The 12,630-nt window shown below is 38.9% G+C and carries 10 protein-coding genes; 5 read left to right on the forward strand and 5 right to left on the reverse strand.

The features are described 5' to 3' along the window. From VGE44_RS14705 to VGE44_RS14715, 3 genes are all read left to right on the forward strand, one after another. Positions 1–2,920, forward strand: a 2,920-nt coding sequence (locus tag VGE44_RS14705; RefSeq protein ID WP_331080462.1) for an Ig-like domain-containing protein, incomplete at its 5' end; no start/stop codon positions are given. 107 nt (positions 2,921–3,027) lie between these two features. Continuing rightward, complete coding sequence (locus tag VGE44_RS14710; RefSeq protein ID WP_331080464.1) at positions 3,028–3,564, forward strand: DUF3347 domain-containing protein; 537 nt, start codon at positions 3,028–3,030, stop codon at positions 3,562–3,564. Positions 3,565–3,741: 177 nt separating this feature from the next. Then, positions 3,742–5,028, forward strand: coding sequence for a citrate synthase (locus VGE44_RS14715; RefSeq protein ID WP_331080466.1), 1,287 nt, complete (start codon positions 3,742–3,744; stop codon positions 5,026–5,028). A gap of 501 nt (positions 5,029–5,529) precedes the next feature. Here VGE44_RS14715 and VGE44_RS14720 read toward each other — a convergent pair. The 4 genes from VGE44_RS14720 to VGE44_RS14735 form a co-directional block, all read right to left on the reverse strand. Beyond that, positions 5,530–6,804 carry a NupC/NupG family nucleoside CNT transporter gene (locus VGE44_RS14720; protein ID WP_331080468.1) on the reverse strand — a complete coding sequence of 425 codons (1,275 nt, stop codon included), beginning with the start codon at positions 6,802–6,804 and terminating at the stop codon, positions 5,530–5,532. A gap of 72 nt (positions 6,805–6,876) precedes the next feature. Next, positions 6,877–7,473 carry a bifunctional nuclease family protein gene (locus VGE44_RS14725; protein WP_324484007.1) on the reverse strand — a complete coding sequence of 199 codons (597 nt, stop codon included), beginning with the start codon at positions 7,471–7,473 and terminating at the stop codon, positions 6,877–6,879. A 45-nt stretch (positions 7,474–7,518) separates the two neighbouring features. After that, the gene (locus tag VGE44_RS14730; RefSeq protein WP_331080471.1) at positions 7,519–8,496 is read right to left on the reverse strand and encodes an electron transfer flavoprotein subunit alpha/FixB family protein; all 978 of its coding nucleotides are present in this window, start codon (positions 8,494–8,496) and stop codon (positions 7,519–7,521) included. A 47-nt stretch (positions 8,497–8,543) separates the two neighbouring features. After that, positions 8,544–9,281: an electron transfer flavoprotein subunit beta/FixA family protein gene (locus VGE44_RS14735; protein ID WP_331080473.1), complete on the reverse strand. Its 738-nt coding sequence runs from the start codon at positions 9,279–9,281 to the stop codon at positions 8,544–8,546. A 45-nt stretch (positions 9,282–9,326) separates the two neighbouring features. Between VGE44_RS14735 and VGE44_RS14740 the strand changes: the two genes are divergently transcribed. Both VGE44_RS14740 and chrA read left to right on the forward strand, forming a co-directional pair. Continuing rightward, positions 9,327–9,662 (forward strand): tetratricopeptide repeat protein, encoded by a 336-nt coding sequence (locus tag VGE44_RS14740; protein ID WP_331080475.1) that lies wholly within the window; start codon positions 9,327–9,329, stop codon positions 9,660–9,662. Positions 9,663–9,667: 5 nt separating this feature from the next. After that, positions 9,668–10,870: a chromate efflux transporter gene (gene chrA, locus VGE44_RS14745; protein WP_331080477.1), complete on the forward strand. Its 1,203-nt coding sequence runs from the start codon at positions 9,668–9,670 to the stop codon at positions 10,868–10,870. Positions 10,871–10,892: 22 nt separating this feature from the next. On the opposite strand, the gene dnaB is transcribed toward chrA, so the two are convergent. Then, positions 10,893–12,458, reverse strand: coding sequence for a replicative DNA helicase (dnaB, locus tag VGE44_RS14750; protein WP_331080479.1), 1,566 nt, complete (start codon positions 12,456–12,458; stop codon positions 10,893–10,895). Positions 12,459–12,630: the final 172 nt, after the last annotated feature.

The following is a 12,630-nucleotide window of genomic DNA, read 5'->3' on the forward strand; positions in this document are numbered from 1 at the left end:
GAGTTCCGGTCAGTCGACAGAGGATCTGAGTTCTTTGATAGCAGGTTCTTACACCGTTACAGTTACTGATTCCAAAGGATGTACTGCTACAGAAACAATTCTGATCACTCAACCATTGGCAGCTCTTACTTTGAGCAGTACCCAAACTAATGTCAATTGCTTTGGAGAGAGTACCGGCGCAATCAATCTGACGGTTTCGGGCGGAACTGCACCATATTCTTACAGCTGGAATTCAGGTCAGACAACGGAAGACATAAGTTCTTTGGCAGCAGGTTCTTACACCGTTACGGTTACTGATTCAAAAGGTTGTACTGCTACAGAAACGATTCTGATTACTCAACCATTGGCAGCTCTTACTTTGAGCAGTACTCAAGCTAATATCAATTGCTTTGGAGAGAGTACCGGTGCAATTAATCTGACAGTTTCCGGAGGAACAGCTCCATATTCTTACAACTGGAGTTCAGGTCAGTCGACAGAGGATATAAGTTCTTTGACAGCAGGTTCTTACACCGTTACGTTTACTGATTCCAAAGGTTGTACTGCTACAGAAACGATTCTGATTACTCAACCATTGGCAGCTCTTACTTTGAGCAGTACTCAAACTAATATCAACTGCTTTGGAGAGAGTACCGGTGCAATTAATCTGGCAGTTTCGGGTGGAACTGCACCATATTCTTACAGCTGGAGTTCCGGTCAGTCGACAGAAGATCTGAGTAGCCTGACAGCAGGTTCTTACACCGTTACAGTTACTGATTCCAAAGGATGTACTGCTACAGAAACAATTCTGATCACTCAACCATTGGCAGCTCTTACTTTAACCACGACTCAAACTAATATTAACTGCTTCGGAGAGAGTACCGGTGCGATCAATCTGACAGTTTCGGGCGGAACAGCACCATATTCTTACAGCTGGAGTTCTGGTCAGACAACGGAAGATATAGGTTCTTTGACAGCAGGTTCTTACACCGTTACGGTCACTGATTCTAAAGGATGTACTGCTACAGAAACGATTCTGATCACTCAACCTGCCGCAGTTTTATCCTTAACCGCAGCTCAAACCAATATCAATTGCTTTGGGGAAAGTACCGGTGCGATCAATCTGACAGTAACAGGCGGAACAGCACCATATTCTTACAGCTGGAGTTCTGGTCAGACAACAGAGGATCTGAGTAGCCTGACAGCAGGTTCTTATACCGTTACGGTTACTGATTCTAAAGGATGTACTGCTACAAAAACGATTCAGATTACTCCACCATTGGCAGCTCTTACTTTGAGCAGTACTCAAGCTAATATCAACTGCTTTGGAGAGAGTACCGGCGCAATCAATCTGACGGTTTCGGGCGGAACTGCACCATATTCTTACAGCTGGAGTTCTGGTCAGACAACGGAAGATATAGGTTCTTTGACAGCAGGTTCTTACACCGTTACGGTCACTGATTCAAAAGGTTGTAGTGCTACAGAAACAATTCTGATCACTCAACCATTAGCAGCTCTTACTTTGAGCAGTACTCAGACTAATATCAACTGCTTTGGAGAAAGCACCGGCGCAATCAATCTGACGGTTTCGGGTGGAACTGCACCTTATTCTTACATCTGGAGTTCAGGTCAGATTACAAGGAATCTGACCGGGATTAAAGCTGGAAACTATTTAGTAACTGTAACAGACGCGAACTCCTGTACTAATAAATTAGAAATTTCAATAACCCAGCCTGAACGAATGTCCGTTTCATTCATAGTAAAAAATGCTTCATGTCAGAATACTTCCGATGGTAGCATTACAGCAAATATAAAAGGAGGGAAGGCGCCATTCATCCTGATCTGGAATGAGAATAAAGATTTAAATAATCCTGAAATAAAGAACGTCAAACCGGGTAAATATGCTCTGCTAATTATAGATTCAAATGGCTGTTCCCTCAAAGCCGAAACTGAGATTTTATATGGAGATTGCTCACCGATCGCGCGGGATGATAACTTTAAAACTGAGCAGCAAGTTCCTTTTACGGGTGATGTATCCCCAAATGATTCCGACCCTAATAATGAAAAATTGACTTTTCTTAAATTGTCAGAACCAGGGAATGGAAAGATTGTTTTCAATCAGGATGGAAAATTTAGTTTCCAGCCAGATAGTGGTTTTAATGGACAAACTAAGTTTACTTACCAGATTTGTAATATCAGCGGAAATTGTAAAACAGCAAATGTGCAAATAACTGTAAGTCCTGTTTCCCTTGTAAGTCTGAACCCCGAAATTTCTTCAGTTAAAGAAGGGGCCAAGGTCAGTATTACAGCCAGATTAAGGCAAACATTTCCTGAAGATGTTTTCGTAACACTCGAATACAGTGGAAAAGCAGAAAAGGAAAAGGATTATTTGCTTCTCGATAATTATCAGGGTTTAAAAATACCTAAAGGTTCATTATCTACAACTGATAAGATTACGATTGCCGTATTAAATGATGCATTTGAAGAGGGAGTTGAGGACATCAAAATAAGGATAAAGACAGTTTCTAATGCTGCAGTTAAAATAGGTAATGGAGCTCTGGTAACGATCAATGATGTATATCCTCCTCCACCAATAACTGATGTTCCGGGTGTAGAACCTATTAATCAGGATATAGAGATTGATCCACTTCTGTCACCAAACGGCGACGGTCTTGGAAATGAATATTTCACTATCAGGAATATTGAAGAGTATCCTGATAATGAGGTTATTATATTCAACAGATGGGGCAATGAATTATTTTATATTAAAGCATACAATAGCAGTGACAGGATATTTAAAGGCTATGCGAATAAAGGTCTGTTTGTCAATTCTGAGGCGCCTTTGACAGATGGAGTCTATTTCTATATCGTTAATACATTCAAAACGAATGATGGTGTTAGAACCAAAAATATTAACAGAGGTTATCTTATACTTAAAAGGTAAATAATTAAATTTTCTAACCAAAACGGGCCTTCTTTTGGTTAGATACCCCCATTTCTTATCTTCTTTCAATAAAATTTCGATATTTGAGCTATAAAAATCCAATTACCATGTATAATATAAAACTTAGTATTTCAATTTTTGCATTAGTGGCTCTATTTGCAGCCTGCAACCAGACTCAGGAAAACAAAGAGACTCCTGCAGGTGATTCGCTTGTGACGGTACCTGCAGTTGAAGTTGAATTAAGAGACACATCAATCAATCAGGCCTTTAAATATTATGAGGATCTTAAGAATGTACTTGTTACATCAAATGCATCAGAAGCACGAACAGCAGCATCAGAGCTTGCCATTGCTCTGCGTAAGGTTAAAGGATCTGAAAATACCGCAGTTTTAGCTGATAAAATTGCCGCCAGTACAGATCTTTCAGAGCAACGTACCACCTTTACTGCCCTAAGTAATGATGTAATTACTTTGTTTAAACAATCTGAGATATCTTCTGGTAGTATTTATGTTCAATATTGTCCGATGGCCAACGAAGGAGAAGGTGGATACTGGCTATCTTCACAGGAGGAAATAATGAACCCGTATTATGGTGATGAGATGCTTCATTGCGGTGAGGTAAAAGAAACTATAACAAAGAAATAATTCTTGACTGTTTTAAGGTTTGATTTTTTTTTATTCATTTCTCCATAAATACCAGTCAATCTTTTACTATTTATATACTTTTTTAATTTTTTAACAAAAATATTGCAAAAGCTTTTGCCAAAATTAGGTCAAAAGCGCACATAATTATTAGTTTTGTGAATCAACTATTAGAATTTTATGTCAGAATCAGCATCCCTTAAAATAGGAGAACAAATTTACGAACTGCCAATCATTACTGGTACTGAAGGTGAAAAGGCCATTGATATTTCTAAACTTCGGGACGCAAGCGGATATATAACTCTTGATTCTGGATATAAAAATACAGGTGCAACAAAAAGTGCCATAACATTTTTAGATGGGGAAGACGGGATATTAAAATACAGAGGCTATGGTATTGAAGAGTTAGCGGAGAAATCTACATTTATCGAAGTTGCTTATCTGCTGATTTATGGTGAATTGCCAAATCAAACGCAACTTGATGCCTTTCAGTCGAGTATTTCAAGACATACTCTTGTTCATGAGGATATGAAGAAGTTTTTTGATGGCTTTCCTTCAAAATCCCATCCTATGGGTCAGCTTTCTTCACTAATCTGCTCCCTTTCTTCTTTTTATCCTGAATCACTAAATGCAAAGCAAACTCCGGAAGAGCAAAATCTGACCATTATCAAGTTATTTGCAAAAATGACTACAGTGGTTTCCTGGATTTATAAGAAATCACTCGGACATCCGATCATATATCCACAGAACAACCTGGATTATGTAAGTAATTTTCTGAATATGACCTTTGGTCAGCGTACCGAACAAATCGAAATCGATCCGGTAGTGGTAAAGGCTATGAATGTTTTATTCATTCTTCATGCCGATCATGAGCAAAACTGTTCAACTTCAACTGTTCGAATGGTAGGTTCATCAGACTGTAATTTATACGCATCCATATCAGCAGGTATTTCAGCACTTTGGGGTCCGCTTCATGGTGGTGCCAACCAGGCAGTAATTGAGATGCTTGAGGAGATCAAAAATGATGGGGGTGATACCGATAAATGGATCAATAAAGCAAAGGATAAGAACGATGGCTTCAGATTGATGGGATTTGGTCATCGTGTTTACAAAAATTTTGATCCGCGTGCTAAAATTATTAAAAAAGCATGTGATGAAATTCTTGACAAACTGGGTATTGATGATCCGGTTCTGGATATTGCAAAGAAACTTGAAACTGCAGCTTTGAACGATCCTTATTTTGTTGATCGTAAGCTTTATCCAAATGTAGACTTCTATTCTGGTATTATTTACCGGGCTTTAGGCTTTCCAACGGATATGTTCACTGTGCTTTTTGCTTTAGGACGTTTACCTGGATGGATTGCTCAATGGAAGGAAATGCGTGAGAATAAAGAGCCAATTGGCAGACCAAGACAGATATTTACGGGTGAAACAGTTCGGACCTATGTAGATTTAAAAAATCGTTAATTCGCTGCTAAAATTATAGAAAAACTCCTTGGGCTAAAATCCACAGGAGTTTTTTTATAAATGGAAGGGCTCAAGTTTATTGAGAACAAATGAAAATTATTTATTTAAGCTAATTTCGATATAAAATCTATCAGGACTAATTAGATTGACTTTTTTTTGTTTTAGAAAGCAAGGTCTGTGATTATTCGTTCGCGACAGTCGCCTGTTCTGCCGTTGTTTTTGTAACTGTTCAGTATATATCATACAATTTCGTATTGCAAAAAAGGTATATCTGCCACGGGTTTATATCAAATAGCAGATGCTCTGTTTTCCGGACTGTCCGTCCCGATGAAAAACCGCACCGGGTAAAATAAACCTTGCCGGAGGAAAGGGCTGAACCAGCCAATAACAATAGGTATTGATTTCAAAAATCAAATTATTGTGGATTATGAGCATTATCTGACCAATTGTAACCGTATTTTTTGCTCTTTCTTATATCGTCGAACTCAGATTGATTTAATCCTACATCAAAATTCCTGCGATTGTTGCTGAAAGATATGAGGCCAGGGTACCACAGATCAGTGCCCGCATTCCAAACTTGGCAAGGTCGGTTCTTCTCTCAGGAGATAATTCACCAATTCCACCAACCTGAATAGCGATCGAGCTGAAATTCGCAAACCCGCACAAAGCAAAACTGGTAATCAGTATGGTTTTTGGATCAAGGGTTTCTTTGATCTTTGTAAGGTCCAGATAAGCTACAAATTCATTGATAACCATTTTAGTACCCATTAAGGACCCTGCTATTTGAATGTCCTTGCCCGGTACTCCCATGGCGTATGCAAATATTGAGAAAAGTGAGCCCAGAATTTGGTTAAGGCTTAGTGTCTGTAAATTGATTCCAACGAAAGAAAGACTTAATCCCAGACTATGAAGTCCGAATCCAATTTTCCCCAGTACAAAATCAACTAGTGCGATGATAGCGATAAACCCGATCAGCATAGCTACAACATTTAAACCTACTTTTAATCCATCGCTTGCACCATGGGAGATAGCATCGACCAGATTCGCATTTGTTTTCTTAATTTCCAGAGATACCCTTCCTTTAGTTTCTGAGATTTCTGTTTCGGGCCAAACGATCTTGGAAATGACTAATGCAGCAGGAGCAGCCATTAAACTTGCAGCTATGAGGTATTCTGCCGGCACACCAAGAGCAATATACACTGCCATGACCCCACCAGCGATGCAAGCCATACTACCAGTCATAGAGGCTAATAATTCTGACATGGTCATGCCCTTTAAATAAGGTTTGATCATAATCTGTGCCTCAACTTGTCCCACAAATGCACTGGCCACATTAGAAAGCGCCTCTGAACCCGAGACTCCCATTAATTTATAAACGATATAGGCTATAAACTTTACGATGCGCTGCATAATGCCAAGATAATAGGCAACACTGACTAATACAGCAACAAAAATGATCGTTGGAATAATATTAAAGAAGAAGATAAATTCGTTTCCATTTCCAAAAGCCTTGCTCATATTGGCTGTATTGACCAATGGGCCAAATACAAATGCTGCTCCAGCCTGTGAAAAGTTCAGAATTTTTGTAACCGCATCACCAAGCCAGGCGAAAATACTTTTGCCTATTGGAATTTTAAGTATGAATACTGCTAGAGAGATTTGTATCGCCAAACCGGAAAACACCAATTTGTAATTGATTGCCTTTCTATTGTTGGACATCAGAAATGCAATTGCAAAAATCAATACAACGCCAATCAGTCCGGTAAATCTCTCCATAAGAATATTAAATTCTGATTAAAACGTGAAATTTAGAAATAAGAATTAGAATTAATACTTTCAAGAAGAAAATTATGAAGATTTTCTTCTTGAAAGTTCATCACGTATTTTTGCAGCTTTTTCATAGGCTTCATCAGCCAGGGCGTCTTTAAGTTTTTCCTTTAGCTCATCTTCTGTAAGTGAGCTGAAATTGATAGTCGCAGAAACTGCCTTTTCTTCAGCAGGAGCTTCGATATTCTCAAGAAATACAAATTCATTACCTTCAATCACTATTCCAGCAGTAGCCAATATAAATTCATAGGTATATATCGGACAATCAAAACGTACCGCCAAAGCAATAGCATCAGAAGTCCTGGCATCAATCTCAGAAGTTTTCTTACCATCAGAACAAATCAGTTTGGCAAAAAATATTCCGTCAACCAGATTATAAATTATAATCTCCTGTATGTTAATGTTGTATGAACCTGCGAGCGATTTGAATAGATCGTGAGTAAGTGGACGACTTGGCGTCATCTTCTCAATCTCGATTGCAATAGCCTGGGCTTCAAAAGCCCCAATAATAATGGGAAGTCTTCTTCGCCCATTTATTTCACCCAATACGAGTGCATAAGCCCCTGATTGAGTTTGGCTGTAAGAAAGGCCTACAATATCTAATTTTATCTTCTTCATTAAATTAGCTAAAAATCAAAGGAGCTCAAAAAAGCGCACCGGAGATTAGGAATTTGATTTATAAGCTTTGATCGCCTCAATTAATTTTGGGACCACTTCAAATGCATCTCCAACAATTCCGTAATCTGCAACCTTAAAAAAGGGTGCTTCAGGATCTTTGTTGATTACTACAATAGTTTTAGATGAACTAACTCCCGCAAGATGTTGTATTGCACCAGAAATACCAATGGCAATGTAAAGGTTAGGACTGACTGCGATTCCGGTCTGGCCCACATGTTCTTCATGAGGACGCCATCCGGCATCAGAAACAGGTTTAGAACAGGCTGTTGCTGCTCCCAGTACAGAAGCAAGTTCCTCAATTATACCCCAGTTTTCAGGCCCTTTCATCCCGCGACCTGCCGAAACTACAAGTTCTGCATCGGGTAGTGCAATTTTATCACTTGCTCTTACAATCTCAGTAATCATTGTGCGAAAGTCAGATTCCTTGAATTCAGGAGTAAAATCCTCTACTTTTCCGGCCGATCCACTTTCTTTAAGCTGATATGAATTTGGATTCAGAGTGATAACCTTAATCGGAGAAACCAATTCAACAATTGCAAATGCTTTTCCTGAAAATGCTGTTTTCTTTATCAAAAACTTATCATTGTCAATTTCGGGTAATTCAACAGCTGAATCGGCAAGTCCGGCCTTAAGCTTTACAGCTACGCGAGGGGCAAGGCCCTTAGCACTGAATGTATTTGAGAAAACAACAAGTGTCGATCCTTCTTTTTTGGCGGCTTCAGCGATGATTGATGCATAGGCCTGATTGACAAAGGACTTTAATTTATCATTTGATACATTGAGCACTTTTGCAGCACCATATTTTCCAAGACTGCTCAGATCAGCCTGACTTACATTACCTATCGAAATAGCGATCAAATCTGTTTTTAACTGTTCTGCAATAGCAGCGGAGTATGAAACCACCTCAAAGATAGATTTCTTGAATTTCCCCTCTGCATTCTCTACATATACTAAAACTGACATATTCTCTCCTTTATAGCCTTGATTGGCTTAATGAATTTATTATAGCTTTAAATAACTTTGGACTTTGTATGTAGCAGATCAACAAGTTTCTCTGTTTCATCTGCACTAAGCATTGTCACTGAGCCACGGGGTGCTGGTATTGAATAGGATTTGAAATCCAGCAGTTTTTCGACTGACGAAGCTTCAATGACTTCCAATGGTTTGGTTCTTGCCGACATGATCCCCCGCATATTGGGAATTTTAGGCTCAGCCACACCTTCTGCACAACTGGCAACAAATGGGAATGAGACTGTCAGCATTTCCTTACCACCTTCAATTTCACGAACAAGATTGGCTTGATTGCCATCAATATCTAATTTTTTGATGATCGAAATGGATGGGATATCCATAAACTCACCAATCATTGATGCAAGTTGAGAACCATTGTAATCAATTGATTCCCTTCCTGTTAAGATCATTTCAAAGCCTTTTTCCTTAGCATAGTCAGCAATCTGAGCTGCTACAAAATAAGCATCGCGTGGAGCTGCATTTATCCGTACAGCATCATCCGCACCAATTGCAAGAGCTTTTCTTATGGTTGGTTCAGAACTAATTTCCCCAACATGTATAATGGTCACTGTGCCTTTTCCACCCTCAGTTAACTCGATAGCACGGGCTAGCGCAATTTCATCGTAAGGATTCAAAATATATTGAACACCTGCAGTATTGAATTGGGTATTATCGCTGCTAAAAGTTACTTTTGTTGTAGTATCTGGAACATTACTGACACAAACTAATACTTTCATATAGATTTCTGTTTTTGCAAATCTACTCAAAAAAGCCAAATTAAAATGCATCATATCCGTTTACAAAAGCTTTTGGATTTTCTTAAAAATGAACCTGAAGATCCTTTTTTAAAATATGCGCTTGCAACAGAGTATTTTAATGTCAATGACCATGAAAAAGCTTTGTTTTATTTTGAAGATCTGATCGCTAATCATCCTGATTATGTTGGAACTTATTATCATTTGGGTAAATTGTATGAAATTATTGACAGAAAGCCGGAAGCGATAGATATTTACAGAAAAGGGATGGAAGTCGCAAGGAAAAGGGGGGATAGACACGCATTTTCGGAGTTACAGACGGTATATAATTCTGCAAATGGTTTAGATTACGAAGACGACTAATTTTTATGCTCAGAAAACGTCAGCTTATTTTTCTTACTGATGTAATATGGTTTACACTGACAGCATTTGGCGGAGCACAGGCTCATATCGGTATGATGCTCAAGAATTTCGTCAAAAAACGTCAGTATATCTCTGAAAATGAATTGTTAGAGCTTAATGCTCTGACTCAAATCCTTCCGGGTCCATCCTCTACACAAACTCTGATTGGAATTGCTTATAAAGTTGGCGGACTTCCAATCGCAATCAGCGCTTTCATTATCTGGATATTACCTTCAACGGTATTGATGTGCCTTGCGGTATTAAGTTATACCTTACTTGGGCAAAAGGAAAAATTTACTCAGGTACTGCATTATGTTCAGCCAGTAGCAGTTGGTATTGTAGCCTATGCAGCATATTCTTTCGGAGAGAAGGTTTTGAAATCAAAAACATCATTCTGGCTCGCTGCAGGTTCATTGTTTGCCACTTTGCTATTGAGAAATGCGTATGCATTTCCAATCCTTATTTTGATTGGAGGTATCGTCTCATCCAGCATCAACAAAGAAGTTGAAGAGAATGACCTGAGAGTCAGACTTTTCTCGAACATAAATCCTCAAAAGATTGCTTATTTTATTGGTGTTTTGCTTTTGTTCGCCGGACTGGGTGCACTCATTAACCGTACTTCACCTTTCAGTTTGCCGATTCGTATGTTTGAGAATTTCTACCGTAACGGAATTATGATTTTTGGAGGAGGGCAGGTTCTTGTACCATTTATGTATACCGAATTCGTTGAGATGAAGAGTTACCTTAGCTCGGACCAATTCCTTTCAGGATATGCTTTTCAGCAAGCTTTGCCGGGGCCTACTTTTTCATTTACTTCCTTTGTAGGTGGCATGACCATGAAAAATTCGGGTGCTAGTATTTATGGGCAGATTATGGGTAGTATAATTGCGGTTCTTGGAATAAACCTTCCTGGTTTGATACTCATCTTATTTATCGTCCCATTCTGGAATGATCTGAAGAAAATAACCAGAATTAAGAATTCCTTATCTGGTATAAATGCGGTTTCTGTTGGATTTATGGGTGCGGCATTTCTGCTGCTGATACATCCTGTCGGAATAAATTACCTCTCAGTAGGCCTGATTGTAAGTACTTTCCTTTTACTGGCCTTCACCAAAATCAGAACTCCACTGATCATTCTGGCAGCAGTGTTAGTGGGTTTGTTTCTTTAATAAAATCCTTTTAGGACCTTATTTAAAAAGGTTGTTCATCATCCATATCATCCATTCTGGAAGGACGTATAATGAAGTTGTTCGGTTTCTCAAAATCCTGGGAAGGACTGATACCGGCAAATGGATTAGGATTACTTGCAGAAGCATTGCTGAAGTCCTCTTCCAGATCAACGAATTTCACATATTTACCAACAAATCGTAATGGAACCGTTCCTGTTTCACCATTTCTATGTTTAGCCACAATCACTTCACCTATACCAATGGTTGAACGTCCCTGTTCATCTTCGGTTAACCCGTAATACTCCGGGCGGTACAGGAAGAGAACCATATCCGCATCCTGTTCAATAGATCCCGATTCTCGAAGATCTGATAGCATAGGCTTTTTAGCTGCTCCTGGCCGGGTTTCTACTGCTCTGCTCAACTGCGACAGAGCGATAACCGGTACGTTTAGTTCTTTTGCCACTGATTTTAAAGCTCTCGAAATGCTGCCAATCTCCTGCTCACGGTTGCCGCCTTTACCATCATTTTTACCATGCATCAGCTGCAGGTAGTCAATGATTATCATTTGAATATCGTACTGGGCTTTTAAGCGTCTGCATTTTGCCCTGAATTCGAAAATATTCAATGCCGGTGTATCGTCAATAAACAATGGGGCTTCGGTTAGTGTTCCGATTTTTGAGTGAAGTTTCTGCCATTCCCATTCTGCCAAATGACCTTTTCGAATTTTTTCCTGTTCAATTTCCGTTTCTCCTGATATCAAACGGTTGACTAACTGAACTGAAGACATTTCCAGTGAGAAAAAGACCACAGGTTTATTGAACTGCACAGCAGCATTACGGGCGCAACTTAATACAAAGGCAGTTTTACCCATTGCAGGTCTTGCCGCAATAATTACCAGATCAGAAGGTTGCCATCCTGAAGTAATACGATCAAGAGCAGTGAATCCTGATGGTACACCTGTTAAGCCGTCTACTTTATCTTTTATTTTTTCCAGGTTTTCGAGTGATTCCCGGATGATATCATCCATCTTTCTGGAATCTCTCCTCAGGTTGTTCTGGGCAATATCAAACAGGTTCTTTTCAGCATGATCCAGAAGATCGAAAATATCTGTGGTATCCTCATATGCATTACTAATGATTTCAGTCGAAATCCTGATCAACTCACGCTGAATAAATTTTTGTGAGATAATTCTTGCATGATATTCGATGTTTGCAGCTGATGCAACACGATTGGTAAGTTCAGTGATATAGTAAGCACCGCCAATCATTTCAAGGTCGCCCTGCTGACGCAACTGAGCTGTAACAGTCAATATATCGACAGGAGAGGATTTTTGAAAAAGTGCCTGTATAGCCTCAAAAATTTTCTGATGACTATCCTTGTAAAAAACATCGGGTTTTAATATATCAATAACAGCAGACAATGCATCTTTTTCGAGCATCAGCGCTCCCAGAACGGCCTCTTCCAAATCAAGTGCCTGAGGAGGTAGTTTTCCCAATCCGCTTGCGATTGTACTCAATCTGTTACGGCGTTCAGATGAAAATGTATTTTTGTTACTTTTATTAAATTCCTGATCCTTTTCTAAACTCATAACAACAAAAGTATACAAAAATTGAAGCGGAATTTTTTTAGTTTTTCACACCGATTTTTTTTAGCAATTGACACTATTTGCTTTTAGCCTTATAAATCACTTTTTTATTAACATAAATTGTTGAAAAATTATGAAAATTATAATAAAACAGCTCTTAAATCAATATATCGTA

This window comes from Daejeonella sp. (assembly GCF_036405355.1).
Taxonomy (GTDB): domain Bacteria; phylum Bacteroidota; class Bacteroidia; order Sphingobacteriales; family Sphingobacteriaceae; genus Daejeonella.